This is a genomic window from Paenarthrobacter sp. 10N417, assembly GCF_056394745.1.
Genome location: NZ_JBFTIL010000007.1, coordinates 272,399 through 289,884 on the forward strand (window position 1 = coordinate 272,399; position 17,486 = coordinate 289,884).

Here is a 17,486-nt window from a genome sequence, read left to right on the forward strand (position 1 = left end):
TGGTTGTTCACATAGCGGGTTCCAGGGCTGTCACCGGAACAAAAAGTGCTCAAGGCTACTAGCATGATCGTTTCCTTGAACAACCTTCCATCTGCCGTCAATTGTCCTGGATCTGCTCAACGTATCCGACGCCGGCTTGACCCGGATGTTGGTGCCCCGGACTCCTCAGGACCCCGGCGACGCGGAAAAGACAGGCGCTTGCTTGGGCGCCTGATCGCCAACCTGCAAGGGGCGTTGATGGAGTTGCTTGCACTACTGGTTCCCGTTGAATGCGTCTGCTGTGGTGCGGAAGATACCGTCCTGTGCAGGCATTGTGCCAAGCGGGTGCGTCAGCTTTGCAGGAAGCCCTTCAGGGCCGAACAGGAATCGCCTGCGTTGGTTGATGTGGATGGCACCGTAAAGCTGGGCGTGGTGGCCGCGGGGCCCTACAGGGATGAACTTTCGCAGTCCCTGTTGTCCTTCAAGAGCTTCGGCCAGAGGCGACTGGCTGAGGTGTTGGCGCCCTGCCTCGGAAACGCAGTTCGGCTGGCCACTGGTAACCAGCCAGGCTTTTGCGTTGTTCCTGTTCCCAGCAGTGCGAAGGCCTTCCGAAGCCGGGGTTTCAGCCCCGTACACGTTCTGCTCCACTGCATGAAGAGACGAGGGATGTTTTCCCGGTACCCGGGTTTTGATGCACTTGAGAAGACCGGGAGTCTCCTGGAAAACAGGGGGCTGGCCGCAACGTGCAAAGACCTGATTGGAAATGGCGTCAGAGCCATCCTTGGCGCGGAGGGGAGAGATGGTTCCACAGGCCAAAAAGGCCTCGGCAGGGGTGAGCGTGCCAGGCGTGTCCGGGGTTCCATGAGGGTTCGGCCCCGCTACAGGGAACAGATCCGTGGGCAAAGGTGCCTGATTGTGGACGATGTTCTCACCACTGGAGCCACGCTTGCGGAGGCTGCACGGGCAGTGTCTGCGGCCGGAGGGATAGTCTGCGGCGCCGTTGTTCTCGCGGCCACGAGGCCACCAGCCTACGCCTCGCACACCGCCGGAGACGAGCCCCGTGGTGGGGTTAAGACGCAAACAAAAAATAAGTGGCCAAAGGGTGAATAACTCGTGCCGATGAACTAACGTCGGTTGTGGGTACCAAGAACAGATGTACCTGTCGATAGCGGCTCGGAAAGGGGCTCGACTGTCCGTCAGACCAGCCCCCTACAGCGTCGTTGTCGTGTCACCTGAGTTATTTGGAGGGCACCATGGAGTTCATGATCAGCGGACGAAATCTGACAGTTTCTGACCGCTTTCGCGAATATGCCGGCGAGAAAATCTCAAAGATTGAATCGTTGGGGGACAAAGTCCAGCGAGTCGACGCCAAGGTTTCCAAGGAGACCAACCCCCGGCAAACGCCGGGACAGCTCACCGTTGAAGTGACAGTTCTGGGCCGAGGCCCCGTTATCCGTGCCGAGGCCACAGCCGCTGACAAATTTGCTGCCTTCGATCTTGCGTACAACAAGCTGCTTGAGCGGTTGCGTCGCGCAAAGGACAGGAAGAAGGTGCACCATGGGCGACACACGCCCAAGGCCGTTCGGGAAGCAACGGCCTCCCTTGAGCCCGCGAGTGCCAGCGAGCCAATTTACGTAGAGGCCAACAGCCACCAGGAGCCTGCACCGCAGGCCGATGTGCGGTCGCCCTACGAGATCGAGAACGACATTCCAGCGGGAGATTCACCCGTTTTGATCCGTCGGAAGGTTTTCCCTGCAGCATCCCTCACGCTCGATGATGCGGTGGACAACATGGAACTGGTGGGACACAACTTCTACCTGTTCCTGGATAAGGAAACCAATGCGCCCTCGGTTGTGTACCGGCGCAATGGCTGGACTTATGGTGTCATAACCCTGGACTCCACCTGCGAGCCCGGCGAGGAAGCCGTGGAGGAGAAGATCCACGCGTACCGCTCAGATGACCAGGCGGCCACCGCCAAGTAAGGCTTGATCGCCGTGAAAGGACTTCAATGACCGCTTCGCTGAGCCTGTCACAGGCACGGCGGATCGCATTGGCAGCCCAAGGATTGGCGAAAGTCCGGCCCGCCGGCCCCGTGACCTCACGGGCGGTGGGCCGGACCTTTGCCCAGATCCAGCTTGTCCAGATCGACTCCGTGAATGTGTTGGCCCGGAGCCACTATCTGCCATTCTTTTCCCGTTTGGGAAACTACGATCCGGCAATCCTTCACTCCATGGCAGGTAGAAACCCTCGCAAAATGATGGAGTACTGGGCACACGAAGCCAGCTATATCCGACCGGAGCATTTTCAGGATCTCCTTCTCTGGCAAAAGCGGGCGTGGGTGGGTGCTCATCACTTGGAGCCCACCGTGCGGATTGCCATGGAGGAACGAATCCTCGCGGCCCTGGAGGCTGGACCGCCGATGACGGCGTCTGCCTTGACTGCACAACTTGGGCACACAGGGGATGCTGAAAGCGTAAATTGGGGCTGGAACTGGAACACCGTGAAGCGCGTTCTGGAGCATCTGTTTGAAGAAGGCCGCGTTTCGGCAGCTTCGCGGACACCCCAATTCGAACGCCTCTACACACTTACTTCCAGGGTTCTGCCGGGTTCGGTGCACGGCGGGATGGATGCAGATGCCGCCCTTGACCGGCTCATGGATGCAGCCGCAATGGCACACGGCATCGGAACGGTCCGCTGTTTTGCCGACTACTTTCGGACGCCGATGAAGGCCGGGGCGGCGTCAGTACAGCGCCTTCTCCAAGCAGGCCGGCTGGAGCGCGTTTCCGTTCGCGGTTGGGACCGGGAAACCTACCGGCACGTCGAGGCCAGATTGCCACGCAGGGCCGAAGGCCGGGCCCTCCTGAGCCCTTTTGACTCGCTGGTCTTCGAGCGGCGGCGCCTCGAAGAGTTGTTCGGATTCCATTATCGGATTGAGATCTACACGCCCGCCGCAAAGCGCCGTTACGGCTACTATGTTTTGCCCTTCCTGCTCAGGGAAGGCATTGTGGCACGGGTCGATTTGAAGGCTGACAGGGCCGCAGGCCAACTCCTGGTTCGGTCCGCCTTTGGTGAGCCAGGAGCGCCACCGGATACCGCCGTCGAGCTTTCCGCCGAATTGTGGCTCTTGGCCCAATGGCTCGGCCTTCAGGAAGTTGTTGTGTGGCCCGTGGGGGATCTCTCGGAACCGCTCGCCGAGGCAGTGGGCCGGGGCACTGTCGGACGCTGTGAACCAGAGGGGCAAAGCAGTCCGCTCACAGGGGAACCGGATAACGTGGCGATACTCTCTCCCGTAGACTGAAACAGCCAGAATTCGGCAGCATGAGACTGGGAGCAATTTCACGTGGCATCACTAATCGAAAAACTTCTCCGCACGGGTGACAAGAAAACACTCAGGCAACTGCGGAACTATGCCGATTCCATCAATGCCCTGGAAGACTCTTTCAAGACGTTCTCTGACGCTGAACTTCGGGAGGAAACGGACCGTCTGCGCTCGCGGCACCAGGACGGCGAGACCTTGGACGCTCTCCTGCCGGAGGCGTTCGCTGCAGTCCGCGAGGCCTCATCCCGAACGCTGGGCATGCGGCACTTTGACGTGCAGCTCATGGGTGGTGCCGCCCTCCACCTGGGCAACATCGCCGAAATGAAAACCGGTGAAGGCAAGACCCTCGTGGCAACTGCACCGGCATACCTCAATGCCCTTACGGGCAAGGGCGTCCACGTGGTCACGGTGAATGATTACCTCGCCGAATACCAGTCCGAGCTTATGGGACGTGTCTACCGCTTCCTTGGCCTCACAAGCGGCTGTATCCTCTCCAACCAGGATCCGTCCGTGCGTCGGYAGCAGTACGCGGCAGACATCACCTACGGGACAAACAACGAATTCGGCTTCGACTATTTGCGCGACAACATGGCCTGGGACGCCAGTGAACTGGTCCAGCGCGGCCACAACTTCGCCATTGTGGATGAAGTTGACTCGATTCTGATTGATGAAGCGCGAACCCCCCTCATCATCTCCGGCCCGGCCCAAGGCGACACAAACCGCTGGTTCAGCGAATTCGCGAAGGTCGTACTCCGACTTCAACCAGAGGTTGACTACGAGGTCGACGAGAAGAAGCGGACTGTTGGTGTCTTGGAAGCCGGAATTGAAAAGGTGGAGGACTACCTCGGTATCCAGAACCTGTACGAATCGGCCAACACCCCACTCATTGGTTTCCTGAACAACGCCATCAAGGCGAAGGAACTCTTCAAGCGCGATAAGGATTACGTCATCCTCGACGGCGAGGTCCTGATTGTTGACGAGCACACAGGCCGTATCCTCGCCGGTCGACGATACAACGAAGGCATGCACCAGGCCATTGAGGCCAAGGAAAACGTCGAGATCAAGGCCGAAAACCAGACTCTGGCAACGGTAACGCTGCAGAACTACTTCCGCATGTATTCCAAGCTGTCCGGCATGACGGGTACGGCCGAGACCGAGGCAGCCGAGTTCATGAGCACGTACAAACTCGGCGTTGTGCCGATCCCCACAAACCGGGACATGCAGCGCATTGACCAGTCGGACCTCGTCTACAAGAACGAGATCGTCAAGTTTGACGCCGTCGTCAAGGACATCGCGGAACGCCACGAGAAGGGCCAGCCCGTACTGGTTGGCACCACCAGCGTTGAGAAGAGCGAGTATCTGTCCAAGCTGCTGGCGAAGGAAGGAATCCGCCACGAGGTTCTCAACGCCAAGAACCACGCGCGGGAAGCCTCCATCGTGGCTCAGGCCGGACGTAAGGGTGCTGTCACGGTAGCCACCAACATGGCAGGCCGCGGTACCGACATCATGCTTGGTGGCAACGCCGAATTCACCGCTATCGCAGATCTCGCCAAGAGGGGCCTGGATCCGGAGGAGAACTCGGAAGAGTATGAAGCAGCATGGCCGGAGGCACTCGCTGCGGCCAAGCAGGCGGTTAAGGACGAGCACGAGGAAGTACTGGACCTTGGCGGCCTCTACGTGCTGGGCACCGAGCGCCACGAATCCCGCCGGATTGATAATCAGTTGCGGGGCCGCTCCGGACGTCAGGGCGATCCCGGGGAATCCCGTTTCTACCTTTCACTGACCGATGACCTCATGAGGCTGTTCAATTCCGGTGCTGCCGAGCGGCTCATGAACAGTTCCGTGCCCGACGACGTCGCGCTGGAATCAAAGCTTGTCTCCCGTGCCATTGCCTCGGCTCAAGGTCAGGTGGAAGCCCGCAACGCGGAGCAGCGTAAGAACGTCCTCAAGTACGACGACGTCCTGAACCGCCAGCGTGAAGCGATCTACGGGGACCGTCGTCGGATCCTCGAAGGTGATGACCTGCACGAAAAGGTCCAGTTCTTCCTGGAAGACACCATCAACGCCCTTATTGACGCCGCTACGGCAGAAGGCAACGGCGATGACTGGGACTTCAACCAGCTCTGGTCCAACCTGAAGACGCTTTACCCGGCCACCGTAACTGCCCAGGAAATCATTGATGAGGCCGGCGGCAAGTCCAGGGTCACTGCCGAATTCCTCAAGGAAGAGATCCTCTCTGACGCGCGGCTGGTGTACCAGGCCCGTGAAGAAGCCATTGGCTCTGAAAGTATGCGGGAGCTCGAGCGCAGGGTGGTTCTCTCGGTGCTTGGGCGTAAATGGCAAGAGCACTTGTACGAGATGGACTACCTCAAAGAGGGCATCGGGCTGCGGGCCATGGCCCAACGGGATCCGCTGGTTGAGTACCAGCGCGAAGGCTTCGTGATGTTCCAAAGCATGATGGAAGCCATTCGCGAGGAAAGCATTGGCTTCCTCTACAACCTTGAAGTTGAGGTAACCCCCGCCGAAGATGTCGTTGTTGCCGACGATACTGTGGCAGGTGCACACACCGAGCACCACGATCCCCAGATCCGGGCTGCCGGTCTGGAGACACCCGAAAAGCCGGCCCAATTGCAGTACACAGCCCCAGGCGAGGACGGAGCGAGCCAGACCCGCATCGAAGGCCGCTCCTCGGGCCGATCCGGTAATCCTGCCAAGGCAGCCACCCAGGAGCAGCGCAAAACTGCCAAGAAGAAGCGACGCTGATCTAGTGCCTATGAAAACGGACCCCGGACACATGTCCGGGGTCTTTTTTCGTAGAGCCGCCTTCCCCGGTCGAGGCAACCTGCCTGGTTCAGGGGTGACTAGTCAATCACGGGTGCCTAGCCAATTGGGGTGACTAGCCAATCTCCAGTGCCTAGCCAATCTGGGTGACTAGCCAATCTCCAGGGCGGTGACCTGCCACGTCCCGTCGGAGTGTTCCAACCTCATGGCAATAGCGCGGGAGCGCTGCTCCTCAGAAACAACGATGCTGACCTCGTAGATGGAGTCTGAAATGGCGCAAGCACGGACGGAACGGACCATTGGGCTTCTGTGAACCTGTAGCGAGCCGCGGGTGCGTGCAGAGTGTTCGCGTGTAAGGGCGGCCCGATGCTGGAGCGAGAGAAAGCATTGCTCATCGAGGGATCTGGACAGCTGGACAACGGACCGTGTCCCGGCAAGGACCTCAACCGCAGCTTGGGCGATGCTTCGTGCCACCAGCCTTACGTCAAGGGTAGAAGGGTTGGCTCCTGCGTTCGTTGCAGGATGTTTTGTTCTTTGGCGGTCTGCGTGGCGGCGTGCAGTTACAACAGTCATGGTCAATCCTCATGAGTTCACTCTGTGGGCCGTTGCGCGGGCATCGCTTGGCTCAGGTTGCTACGTCTGGGATGACAATGGGACTGCTCTTAGGTCATGAACGAGTGCCCCTGAGTGGGTGCCGTTCAATACATTCGGATTCTTTACGGGCGGCGAGGACCTCAGCCGGGCGTTGGGGGCTGCAGGACTTGTCCCGGGCGCAACGTCGCGGGATCGTTGCCAATGATCCCTCGGTTGGCTGAATACCACATCGGCCAATGGAGTGCTATATCAACGTCGGTTGCGAAGGGTCCAAGGTTGTCTGCGGCAATGGACCACAGCGTGTCACCCGGCTTGACCACAACGCTGGCTTCAGCGTGATGTTCAAACGCCCTGTCGCGAGAGCCTTGTCGCGACAGGAGGCCGGGTTCAACTGTGGGAGCCTGTGGCTGCCAGGCAGGCCCTGACCGATTTGCCTCGTGGCTTTCTTCGGTGGTTCGCGCAGGGGCCATCACCACAGCGGGCAGGGGTTCTTGTACGCCACCGGACGGATGCCACGCTGCCCTGCCTGTGGCGCCACTGGAAGTGGCCTGCCATTGAGGTTCCGGCGTTGCCGCAGCCTGAGCGGCCTGAATTCCGAGGAGATTCAGGCTTAGAAGGGCAAACGCCAGTCTCAGCATGAAAGCGGGACTGAACTTGGCGATGGCGTTGGCGCTGCCCCTCCTCCCCGCACTTTGCAGAACTGCAGCCCAAGCTGCGAGGCCAAGTGAGAGGACCCACCAAGACACGATGGCAATTCCCGACGCGCTGGATGCAAGGGCGAGGAGGTGGTCGAACGTACTTCTCTGCCCGTGGGCTGCATCCACCTGCCACTGCCCCAAGAGGTTCTGCCCAACGATTAGCAGCAAAAGTCCCAACGCGAGGAGTACGGCGGCCAACGTGGCATCGTGGCGGACCCTTGCCGGATAGCTGCTCATACTTACCCTTTCGGCTGTTTAATGCTGTTTGATGTCATTTAGTGCTGTTTGCCCATTCTCAGCATAGTCGAAGGACTTTGTCCAATCATGACGGGAAAATCCCATTGCGCTTGGCGCCACGCGCTACGGGTCCTATTGTGACCATATGAGATGGGACTCTCTCTTTGAAGATCTGGAAGCGCAATTTTCTGCTGAGCGCGCCTTGGCCCGTGAATCGGAAATATCCGAACGCGTGAGAGTCGAGCTAGCCGGCCTTGACCTTGTGGACAGGCTTCGGGGAGTCGGCGGAGCTGAGATCGCTTTGGTGCTGAGCGGCGGTATTTCTCTCCAGGGGACGTTGGGTCACGTCGGTGGGGATTGGTTTGTGTTGATCGACAACGGACGGCAATGGCTCATTCCATGCGCATCGGTACGTCTTTACGACGGACTCGGAAGATTGGCTAGAAAACCTGTTTCCCAGATCCAAAGTTCGCTAAGGCTTGCCAGCGCCCTCCGCGGACTCTCGCGTGACAGGACCCAGGTGACGGTCGTCTTGGCCACTGGCCCGGAGGGAGGCCACAGGCTCCATGGCGTCATCGACAGGGTTGGGCGTGACCATTTCGATTTTGCCGATACGCGGGGCGAGGCGCGGCGCGGCGGTGCAGTGGCCGCCGTGAGGACAATTCCATTTACATCACTTGAGGCGGTCTGCTCGAGCGGGAGCCAGGGGCTCTAGCCGTTCATCGGCCCGATTGGTTCCCGAACGCTAGCTCGACTTGGACTTGGCCTCTTCAATCATGCGGCTGGCCTCGGCATACCGCTCCTCGATGTATTGTTCCAGCATCTTTTCCTCGATGCGCCATTGACCACGTCCTCCGACCTGAATGGCTTTCAACTCACCGCTGCGCACCAGGGCATAGGCCTGCGGCGAGTTTATCTGCAGTTGTTCGGCGACGTCCGCCAGAGTCAGGAATCGGGGCATGGGACTATTTTGGCATCTGTTGGCGCCGTTTGGCACAGTTATCCACAATTTCCCATGATTTGGAGTTCTTGACTTTGGCGTAGGCCATGTCACGGCAACAATGAAGAGGCGGCGCGGGTAACCATGCCATGAGAACTTCAATGGGGGAGCAGGAAAATGGATCCGAGTGCAGGCGTCGCCGGCAACAGGTTGAAGAAGCCATCTTGGAGGGATCCACGACTACTGGTGGGAGTACTGCTCATGCTTGTATCCGTCGCCGGAGTCATCTCAGTTGTCAGTACCGCTGATCGGACCACTCAGGTTTATGCCGCACGGGAGGGTATTTCGGTTGGGCAAACCGTGGTTCCTGAGGATTTAGCCGTCGTCCAGGTTCGCTTGGATGACGTCGAGTCCGGCTATGTAACCGTGGAGGACGGAATTGACCAGGGCAAGGTAGCTCTACAGAGAATTGAGAAGGGCCAACTCGTTCCACAGAAGAGCCTCGGACAGGCTGACGTCCTGAACCGCAAGCCTGTTGCCATATCGATGGAAGAGTCACTTCCAGCGCAGGCGGTTCCCGGGGCGAAGGTGGACGTCTGGGTCGCAATGCCCGGTTCCCAAAACGCTTTTGAAGAACCACAGCTATTGCTGCCCGGCGCCGAAATCGCAGAAGTAACAGCGGGTTCGAGTGCTCTCGGTGCCTCAAAGACAACGGTCGTGCTGGTGCTGGTCACGGACAAGCAGATGCCCAAGCTGCTGGGCGCCAAGGCCAACGCCGCCAAGGTGTCTGTTGTTTGGAACCCTGCGGGCATCAGCCAATGAGCATCCCGGTCATCACTGTTGGCCAGGCACAGGAAGCCGTGGTTGGCGGGCTGGAGCGCTTGCATGGCCCCGTCACTGTGGTCCGGCGGTGTTCAGAGCTTGCAGAGTTGATGGCTGCCTGCCAAAGCGGGCTTGCCCTGGCCGCCGTCGTTGCCGAAGGCTCCGAAGAGTTAACCGCTACATTGGTGGACCGGCTGGCCGCCGTAGGTGTGTCCATTCTCGCCCTGACCGTGGACCCCCTGGAGGTCTCCAGGCTCACCGCTATTGGTGTAGTGACAGCGTCTACCGATATTAAGCCCGCCGATCTTGCCCTGAGGATTTCCGATGCAGTGGGCCGCCACGGTGGGCCCGTTGGAGCCCGCAAGTTTCCAGACGCCGGATTCGCGGACTCATCTGCGGGATTCCAGTTGGCGCCGGAAACCCCAGAACCAGAAGCGGCAGGCGGGGGGAGGGTGATAGCAGTGTGGGGACCAACGGGCGCTCCGGGAAGAACTCTGGTTGCGGTAAACATGGCTGCCGAGTTGGCGGCCGAAGGCAAGTCCGTGATTCTTGTGGATGCGGACAGTTACGGTGCGAGCGTATCGGTCATGCTTGGGCTGCTGGAGGAGTCGGCGGGCCTCGCCCAGGCGTGCAGACTCGCTGACCAAGGATTGCTGGATGCGGATGCACTGGACAGGGCTGCTACGCCTGTCTTCATCAAGACTGGTGGATTTCGAGTACTCACTGGAACCACAAGGGCGGACCGCTGGACTGAACTAAGGGCCTCCGCACTCTCGCTTGTCCTCCAAAGGGCCAAGCAAGTGGCCGAGGTGGTTGTCGTGGACACCGGCTTCTGCCTGGAAGCAGATGAGGAACTGAGCTTTGACACTATGGCGCCACGCCGCAATGGCGCTACCCTGCGCAGTTTGGAGCTGGCAGACGAGGTTTTTGCCGTTGGGGCTGCGGATGCAATCGGCGTCCCGCGATTGGTCCGTGGCCTTGCCGAGCTCGAAGCTGCGGTTCCACAGGCAACGCCACGGGTGCTCCTCAATAAGGTGAAGCGGGCCACGGTGGGCCGTTCGCCCCGACAGCAGTTATCCGAGGCCTGGGAGCGCTTCGGCCCTGGCCATGGCGTTGATGCCTACTTACCTGCAGACGCGGAAGCGTGCGATGCTGCACTATTGTCGGGATCTGTCCTGTTGGAATCATCGCCCGACTCTCCCTTGCGAAAAGCCATCGCGGGGTTAGTCTGTGCACCTATCCAGCAAAATCGGAAATCCCTTGGCCGATCTACCAGAGCCTTCGGTCTGCTTAAGCGCTAGGCTCGCCATGTGGGCTGCAGAGTCGCAGCAATCAACATGTGATGGAGGCGTTTGTAGATGTCGTCAGGATCCAGCGTGGAGGATCGGTCCGATGCAGCAGTTGTCCGTGAAGGGTTCTTCGGTGACTACTATGAGCATCTCGCAGAGGAGGACTCCCGGGCCTACGCGCCCGAGCTGCTGATTTCGCGGGCAAGCACACATAGGAAAGTTGCCCATTCCCGGCGACCTGGAAATGCCATTGTGGAAATCGGCGTCGAAGCCGACCGAAACGTCGTATACATCGTTACTGATGACATGCCGTTCCTTGTTGACTCCGTAAACGCCGAACTCGTCCGCCAAAACTGCGCGATCCGGCTGGTGATGCACCCGCTTTTCGTGGTTACCCGTGACCGCGTTTCCGGCGAGCTCACCGGCGCTTCCAGGGTTCCGTCAAATATCGGCATTTCCAGCGGCGACACCGCTGCGCTGCCCAGTGTCGCCCACCTGCTCGGCGACAACGATAACGCCTCGCACATGGAGTCCTGGATCGCCGTCGAAATTGACCGCGTCAGCGAGGAAGCCCGAGCAGAATTGATTGCCGGCTTACAACGCGTCCTGGGCGATGTCCGTGCCGCAGTGGAGGACTGGCCGAAAATGCGCAGCAAGGCGCTGGAGCTGGCAGAAGCGCTTGGAAAGGTCTCGCACCCGGAACAGATTGCCGAACTCAGGCAGGCGCAGGACCTTTTGCGCTGGCTGGATGACGGCAACTTCACCTTCCTCGGGTACCGCGAATACGACCTCGTGAACGAAGACGGCGAGGACGTCCTGGAACTTCGTGAGCACAGCGGACTTGGCTTGCTCCGCGAGGGCGACAACACGCGGCAGATCCAGCACCTCACTGACGCCGGCCGCAAGCGCGCCCGTGAAAAGCGGGCCCTGGTTATCACAAAAGCGAACTCCCGCTCAACCGTGCACCGTCCGGCATACCTGGACTATATCGGAGTCAAGAGCTTCGACGCCGCCGGAAACGTCAACGGCGAGCGTCGCTTCATCGGGCTCTTCGCCACAAGTGCCTACACGGGATCGGTTCGCAACATACCCATCGTCCGCGACAAAGTGGATGCAGTGTTGCGTAACGCAGGCTTCCCGATGGACTCACACTCGGGCAAGGACCTGCTGGGCATCCTGGAAACATACCCTCGCGACGAACTGTTCCAGATCGAAATTCCGGACCTTGCGGCTACGGCCACCGGGATCCAGCGACTCCAGGAACGGCGCCGGACCAAGCTTTTCCTGCGCCCCGACATTTACGGACGATTCATGTCCGCCGTCGTCTACCTGCCGCGCGATCGGTACACCACGAGCGTCAGGCTCCGTATTGAACAGGAACTGCGCGAGACCTTCCAGGCCGAGAGTATTGACTACGAAGCGAGAATCACGGAGTCCGCGCTTGCGCGTGTCTTCTTCAGGATCAGGCTGCCACGCACAGCGGAACTTGCCGAAGTCAACGTAGAAGAACTTGAGCACCGCCTGATGCGTGCCTCCAGGTCCTGGAGCGAAGGCATCGCCGAGGTACTTCGGGAGAACCGTCCCGCGGAGAGCGCCGACGTACTGTCCGCCCTGTGGGCTGAGGCATTCCCTCCCGGCTACCGCGTTGACTACGAGGTTGAAGACGCGCTTGAGGACATCGAACGGTTTGAAGAGTATGGAGCCCAGGCCGAACGGGCAGGGGAAGCGAGCAAGGAACTCCGCCCCGGCGTGCACGTGTACCTTCCCGAAGGTGCCGGTGACGCACTGGAGGAGGATGCGCGCGTCAAGCTCTACTTGATGGAGCCCAAGAGCCTGAGCCAGATCCTTCCTTACTTCCACAACCTTGGCCTTGAAGTCCTGGACGAACGGCCCTTCGAAATCGAAACTGCGGATCACCGCGACTTTTTCCTGTATGACCTTGGGCTGAAGTACCCGGCTGGCATAGACCCACTCGCCACCGGAGATCTCCTGGCTGACTCATTTGGTGCTGCCGTCACCGGGGCCGTCGAGTCTGACAACTTTGACCGCCTCGTGCTCCGCGAGGGCATGCACTGGCGCCAAGTGGTGGTCCTCCGCGCCTACGCCAAGTACATGCGCCAGATGGGCAATACCAACTCCTTTGGGTTCATCGCCGATACCCTCTTGGCCAACCCGGATGTTGCGCGGGGTCTGACCGTCCTGTTTGCTGCCCGTTTCGATCCCAGCGTCGAGGAAAGCGAGCGTCCCCACCAGCAAGGTGCCGCAAGGGCAGCCCTCGCAGAAGCTATCGACCAAGTCGCTACGTTGGACGCGGACCGCGTGCTTCGGACCTTCGTCAACCTTATTGAGTCGACGTTGCGCACCAACTTCTTCCAAAACAAGGGTTACCTGAGCTTCAAGCTGGATCCCACCACCATCGATGGCTTGCCGTTCCCGCGACCCATGTTCGAAATCTGGGTTTACTCTCCGCGGGTGGAAGGCGTCCATCTCCGCTTTGGCAAGGTGGCTCGTGGTGGTCTCCGCTGGTCTGATCGCAGGGAGGACTTCCGTACTGAAATCCTGGGCTTGGTGAAGGCGCAGACGGTTAAGAACGCGGTCATCGTACCGACCGGTGCCAAGGGTGGCTTCTTCGCGAAGAAGCTGCCCAACCCCGCAGTTGACCGCGCGGCCTGGATGGCCGAGGGCGTGGAAAGCTATAAGACTTTCATCCGCGGCTTGTTGGACATCACCGACAACCTCATTACTACAGCGGAGGGCGAACGGCTTGTGCCGCCGTCGGACGTTGTTCGCCATGACGGCGATGATTCCTATCTGGTGGTGGCAGCCGATAAGGGAACCGCGACGTTCTCAGACACAGCCAACGGATTGGCGGCCGAATATGGGTTCTGGCTTGGCGATGCTTTCGCGTCGGGTGGATCCGTAGGCTATGACCACAAGGCCATGGGTATCACCGCCCGCGGCGCCTGGGAGTCTGTGAAGAGGCACTTTAGTGAACTCGACCTCGATACCCAGTCTGAAGAGTTCAGCGTTGTCGGCGTGGGCGACATGTCAGGTGATGTTTTCGGCAACGGAATGTTGCTTTCGCGGCACATCCGGCTCGTGGCCGCATTTGACCACCGTCATATCTTCCTGGACCCCAACCCGGACACCGCCGCCTCGTATGCAGAGAGGCAGAGGCTCTTTGAGCTTCCGCGGTCTTCGTGGGATGACTATGATCGGGCCCTCATCAGCGAAGGGGGTGGCGTCTACCCACGCCAAGCCAAGACGATCCCCGTGTCCGACCAAGTACGAAAGGCCCTGGGGTTGCCGGACGGAACCACCCAGCTGAGCCCTCCCGAATTGCTTCGGGCAATCCTGCTTGCCCCGGCGGATCTTCTGTACAACGGCGGCATCGGCACTTACGTCAAGGCCAGCACGGAGACGCATGCTGCCGTAGGGGACAAGGCCAACGACGCCATCCGCGTGGACGGCAAGGACCTCCGCGTCAAGGTGGTCGGCGAAGGCGGAAACCTGGGGTTGACCCAGCGTGGTCGTATTGAGGCTGCGTTGCAGGGTGTCATCCTTAATACGGATGCGATTGATAACTCAGCGGGCGTTGACTGCTCCGACCACGAGGTCAATATCAAGATCTTCGTTGATCGTATGGTGGCGGCCGGGAAGCTTGAGGCCGCAGAACGGGCAGCATTCCTGGCTGACATGACCGAAGAAGTCGGCCGCTTGGTCCTGCAGGACAACATCGACCAGAACATCCTGCTCCTTAACGACCGTACTCGCGTTGCGGACTGGAGCCCCAGCTACGAGCGCCTGATGGACTGGCTGGAAAAATCAGCCGACCTCAAGCGTGACCTTGAGGCACTGCCCACTACAGAGACATTGCGGCAGCGCCTGGAACAGGGACAGGGACTGACGTCTCCCGAGCTGTCTGTCCTGGCCGCCTACGCGAAGATCGAGTTGGCGGGTGCCCTTCGGGACAGCAACCTGGCCGACGACCCCTGGTTCAAGGACACGATCCGGGCCTACTTCCCGAAGCAGTTGCGGGAGAGGTTCGACGCCGAACTGGACACCCACCCGCTGCGGCGCGAAATCATCGCTACGGTCGTGGCCAACGACATCATCAACCTCGGTGGGATCACCTTCGCCTTCCGGGCGATCGAAGAAACGTCCGCCAACGAGGTAGCCGTAGCCAAGGCATTCGTGGCGCTGCGTGAAATCTACGATCTCGATCCGATGGTTGAGGAATTGAATGCCCTTCCGGCATCGTTCCCCACCGAACACTGGAGCGAAGTCCATCTCGATGTCCGCCGGCTCCTTGACCGTGCGGTCCGGTGGGTGCTCGGGCAGGGCATGGCATCCCGCCCGATCGCGGACGTCGTGAAGTCATTCAAGCCCATGATGGTGCCGCTTCGGGCCAAATTGTTGGATTACCTGCGTGGGGATGACAAAGTTCGCATCACTGGCTGGCTGGAAAAAGCCCGCACTTGGGAGCTGCCGGATCACCTGGCCCACAGGTGGGCGGAGCTGTTCGAGAGCTATGCTTTGCTGGACATCGCAAAGATCGCCCAGACCGGAACCAACAGTGTCGAGGAAGTGGCACATGTCTACTACACGGTCTTCAACCGCTTCCACGTTGACTCGCTGCTGGAACGGATCAGCGCCTTGCCACGCGACGACCGCTGGCAGGCACTGGCCCGTGCGGCGCTCCGGGACGACCTCTACTCAACCGTCGCAGACATGACGACGTCGGTGCTTGAGTCGAGCACGCCGGGCACCCCTGCCGAGGATCGCCTGAAGACGTGGGAAGGCCTGAATGCCGAACAGCTCGGACGGGCGAAAACCATGTTTGATGAGGTCAATTCCCTCGAAGCCGATGACATGGCTTCACTATCGGTAGCATTAAGGCTCTTGAGGTCAATCGTTCGACGCTAGGGGCTGGTCCTGGCGTCGCAAATGGAGGTGCAGTGGCAATCTTTACAGACCCCATCAGGGAACACGCTGATTTCGGGCCTGGCGATGCTGAATGGCTGCACCTCCTGGTAGGCGATTGGCAAATGGTCGCCGACCTCGCGTTTGCCGACCTCGCCTTGTGGTTTCCGCATCCGGAGTTTGGGTACATCGCCCTCGCCCACGTACGTCCGTCAACATCGCATACGGTGTTTCACGCGGACTTCGTGGGTGAGGGCATCCGCTCGGATCTTCGTCCACTCGTGGAAAAGGCCTGGAACAGCCGCTCCATTGAGCGCTCCAGTGAGACAAGCTGGAGCAGCGAGATGGCGCTGCGCGTCGAAGCCGTGCCGATGGTGCGCAACGGCAGGACCCTGGCCGTTGTCACGTCCCATATGGACCTGTCCAGTTCCCGTATGCCATCCAGGCTGGAACTCACGTATCGGCAATGCGCCTACGACCTCCTTCGCATGGGAACTCTCGGGTTGTGGCCTGATTTCGCATCGCCCACCGGATCCCGCAGAGGTGCTCCCCGTGTAGGGGACGGACTCATCCGGCTCGACGCTGAAGGCATCGTGCAGTACGCAAGTCCCAATGGCGTATCTGCTTTCCGGCGGCTGGGGGAGGTCGAGTCCCTGGAAGGACGTTCCCTCGCTGAAGTGACGGCCGGATTGCTGAAGGATCGGCGCATGGTGGACGAAACACTGCCGTTGGTTGTCACCGGACGAATGCCGTGGCGCAGCGAGATTGAGTCCAGAGGGGTCAGCCTTTCCCTGCGTGCCATTCCCTTGCGCGACGAGCAACATCGCTTTGGCGCCCTTGTTTTGTGCCGCGATGTGTCCGAGTTGAGGCGCCGTGAAATGGAGTTGGTCACCAAGGACGCGACGATCCGCGAGATCCACCACAGAGTAAAGAACAACCTCCAGACCGTTGCCGCCCTGCTGCGTATGCAGTCCCGACGTATGGTCAGCGACGAAGCAAAACAGGGACTGGAACAGGCCATGCGCCGCGTGGCTACCATCGCGCTTGTTCATGAGACCCTTTCCCAAGGTCTGACCCAAAGCGTCGACTTCGATGAACTCATCGGGCGCCAGTTCAGGCTTTCTGCCGAAGTCGCTTCGCCTTCCCAGCAAGTACGCACCGAAAGGTCCGGGATGTTCGGCGAGCTCCCCAGCGATTTCGCCACGCCCCTGGCACTGGTCATCAACGAACTGGTCACCAACGCTGTTGAGCACGGGTTGGAGGGGAGGACGGGAACCGTTTGGTTGCTGGCTGATCGTGCAGCAGGAGACGGAAATGACGAATTCCTGACAGTGACAATTGCCGACGACGGCGTTGGGCTGCCGGACGGGCAGTACACGGAGGGCCTGGGCCTGCAGATCGTGCGTACCCTCGTCACAAGTGAGCTTGGGGGATCCATTCAATGGAGCCCGCGGGAGGGTGGCGGTACCGCCGTCGAAATTGTCCTGAACCTGGCTCGCGCATAGGGCGTTCCGGAGGTCGACGGGTTTAACAGGCAACTGTCTTAAACGCAGAAGGCCGTGGACCATGTGGTCCGCGGCCTTCTGCGTTTGGTGCTTGTACTGCCTGCTACGAAGCGCGCCGGGCGCGTGCTGCGCGACGCTTGAGTGCGCGGCGTTCGTCCTCGCTCATGCCGCCCCAGACGCCTGCATCCTGGCCGGACTCAAGAGCCCATTGAAGGCAAGTGTCCACGACGGGGCATCGGCGGCAAACGCTCTTTGCTTCCTCAATCTGCAGAAGTGCTGGTCCCGTGTTGCCGACTGGGAAAAAGAGCTCCGGGTCCTTGTCGAGGCAGGCTGCGCGATTACGCCAATCCATGCTGATCAGTCACTCCATTCGTGAGAACTAGTTTGAGCCTTTTGTGA

Annotated in this window: 13 protein-coding genes; 8 read left to right on the forward strand and 5 right to left on the reverse strand. The window is 60.0% G+C overall.

The window, feature by feature from the left end:
- Nucleotides 1-252 precede the first annotated feature (252 nt).
- Nucleotides 253-615: a hypothetical protein gene (locus tag AC1DCM_RS11265; protein ID WP_477518283.1), complete on the reverse strand. Its 363-nt coding sequence runs from the start codon at nt 613-615 to the stop codon at nt 253-255.
- Nucleotides 616-840: 225 nt separating this feature from the next.
- Between AC1DCM_RS11265 and AC1DCM_RS11270 the strand changes: the two genes are divergently transcribed.
- From AC1DCM_RS11270 to secA, 4 genes are all read left to right on the forward strand, one after another.
- On the forward strand, nt 841-1,089 hold the full coding sequence (locus tag AC1DCM_RS11270; protein WP_442003978.1) for a phosphoribosyltransferase family protein: 249 nt from the start codon (nt 841-843) through the stop codon (nt 1,087-1,089).
- 143 nt (nt 1,090-1,232) lie between these two features.
- Entirely contained in the window at nt 1,233-1,961 is a 729-nt protein-coding gene (gene hpf, locus AC1DCM_RS11275) for a ribosome hibernation-promoting factor, HPF/YfiA family (protein ID WP_477518284.1), read from the forward strand.
- 26 nt (nt 1,962-1,987) lie between these two features.
- Complete coding sequence (locus AC1DCM_RS11280) at nt 1,988-3,277, forward strand: winged helix-turn-helix domain-containing protein (protein ID WP_477518285.1); 1,290 nt, start codon at nt 1,988-1,990, stop codon at nt 3,275-3,277.
- 42 nt (nt 3,278-3,319) lie between these two features.
- Nucleotides 3,320-6,061, forward strand: a complete 2,742-nt coding sequence (gene secA, locus AC1DCM_RS11285; protein WP_477518286.1) for a preprotein translocase subunit SecA — start codon at nt 3,320-3,322, stop codon at nt 6,059-6,061.
- 168 nt (nt 6,062-6,229) lie between these two features.
- Here secA and AC1DCM_RS11290 read toward each other — a convergent pair whose 3' ends face one another.
- The 3 genes from AC1DCM_RS11290 to AC1DCM_RS11300 all read right to left on the reverse strand — a co-directional run bounded on the left by AC1DCM_RS11290 (nt 6,230) and on the right by AC1DCM_RS11300 (nt 8,569).
- Complete coding sequence (locus AC1DCM_RS11290; protein WP_442003776.1) at nt 6,230-6,652, reverse strand: Rv3235 family protein; 423 nt, start codon at nt 6,650-6,652, stop codon at nt 6,230-6,232.
- Nucleotides 6,653-6,813: 161 nt separating this feature from the next.
- Nucleotides 6,814-7,608, reverse strand: coding sequence for a LysM peptidoglycan-binding domain-containing protein (locus AC1DCM_RS11295; RefSeq protein ID WP_477518287.1), 795 nt, complete (start codon nt 7,606-7,608; stop codon nt 6,814-6,816).
- A 745-nt stretch (nt 7,609-8,353) separates the two neighbouring features.
- A complete protein-coding gene (locus tag AC1DCM_RS11300; protein ID WP_216924027.1) occupies nt 8,354-8,569 on the reverse strand; it encodes a helix-turn-helix domain-containing protein in 216 nt (71 codons plus the stop codon).
- A 156-nt stretch (nt 8,570-8,725) separates the two neighbouring features.
- Here AC1DCM_RS11300 and AC1DCM_RS11305 point away from each other — a divergent pair, with 156 nt between their 5' ends.
- The 4 genes from AC1DCM_RS11305 to AC1DCM_RS11320 are packed head-to-tail and all read left to right on the forward strand — an operon-like array spanning nt 8,726 to nt 17,087.
- Nucleotides 8,726-9,370 (forward strand): SAF domain-containing protein, encoded by a 645-nt coding sequence (locus AC1DCM_RS11305; protein WP_477518288.1) that lies wholly within the window; start codon nt 8,726-8,728, stop codon nt 9,368-9,370.
- Complete coding sequence (locus AC1DCM_RS11310; RefSeq protein ID WP_477518289.1) at nt 9,367-10,671, forward strand: CpaE/TadZ family protein; 1,305 nt, start codon at nt 9,367-9,369, stop codon at nt 10,669-10,671. Before AC1DCM_RS11305 ends, AC1DCM_RS11310 begins: the two co-directional genes overlap by 4 nt.
- 57 nt (nt 10,672-10,728) lie before the next feature.
- On the forward strand, nt 10,729-15,585 hold the full coding sequence (locus AC1DCM_RS11315) for an NAD-glutamate dehydrogenase (protein ID WP_477518290.1): 4,857 nt from the start codon (nt 10,729-10,731) through the stop codon (nt 15,583-15,585).
- A 32-nt stretch (nt 15,586-15,617) separates the two neighbouring features.
- Nucleotides 15,618-17,087 carry a sensor histidine kinase gene (locus tag AC1DCM_RS11320; protein ID WP_224164751.1) on the forward strand — a complete coding sequence of 490 codons (1,470 nt, stop codon included), beginning with the start codon at nt 15,618-15,620 and terminating at the stop codon, nt 17,085-17,087.
- Between the two features lie 103 nt (nt 17,088-17,190).
- Here the strand turns inward: AC1DCM_RS11320 and AC1DCM_RS11325 are convergent, their stop codons facing one another.
- Entirely contained in the window at nt 17,191-17,439 is a 249-nt protein-coding gene (locus AC1DCM_RS11325; RefSeq protein ID WP_003804966.1) for a WhiB family transcriptional regulator, read from the reverse strand.
- Nucleotides 17,440-17,486 lie beyond the last annotated feature (47 nt).

What these genes read in the sequence shown, in the direction of transcription:
- hpf (WP_477518284.1), top strand. Translation starts at nt 1,233, where the DNA reads ATGGAGTTCATGATCAGCGGACGAAATCTGACAGTTTCTGACCGCTTT.
- AC1DCM_RS11310 (WP_477518289.1), top strand. Translation starts at nt 9,367, where the DNA reads ATGAGCATCCCGGTCATCACTGTTGGCCAGGCACAGGAAGCCGTGGTT.
- AC1DCM_RS11290 (WP_442003776.1), bottom strand. Translation starts at nt 6,652, where the DNA reads ATGACTGTTGTAACTGCACGCCGCCACGCAGACCGCCAAAGAACAAAA.
- AC1DCM_RS11315 (WP_477518290.1), top strand. Translation starts at nt 10,729, where the DNA reads ATGTCGTCAGGATCCAGCGTGGAGGATCGGTCCGATGCAGCAGTTGTC.
- AC1DCM_RS11270 (WP_442003978.1), top strand. Translation starts at nt 841, where the DNA reads ATGAGGGTTCGGCCCCGCTACAGGGAACAGATCCGTGGGCAAAGGTGC.
- AC1DCM_RS11305 (WP_477518288.1), top strand. Translation starts at nt 8,726, where the DNA reads ATGGATCCGAGTGCAGGCGTCGCCGGCAACAGGTTGAAGAAGCCATCT.
- AC1DCM_RS11325 (WP_003804966.1), bottom strand. Translation starts at nt 17,439, where the DNA reads ATGGATTGGCGTAATCGCGCAGCCTGCCTCGACAAGGACCCGGAGCTC.
- AC1DCM_RS11300 (WP_216924027.1), bottom strand. Translation starts at nt 8,569, where the DNA reads ATGCCCCGATTCCTGACTCTGGCGGACGTCGCCGAACAACTGCAGATA.
- AC1DCM_RS11295 (WP_477518287.1), bottom strand. Translation starts at nt 7,608, where the DNA reads ATGAGCAGCTATCCGGCAAGGGTCCGCCACGATGCCACGTTGGCCGCC.
- AC1DCM_RS11280 (WP_477518285.1), top strand. Translation starts at nt 1,988, where the DNA reads ATGACCGCTTCGCTGAGCCTGTCACAGGCACGGCGGATCGCATTGGCA.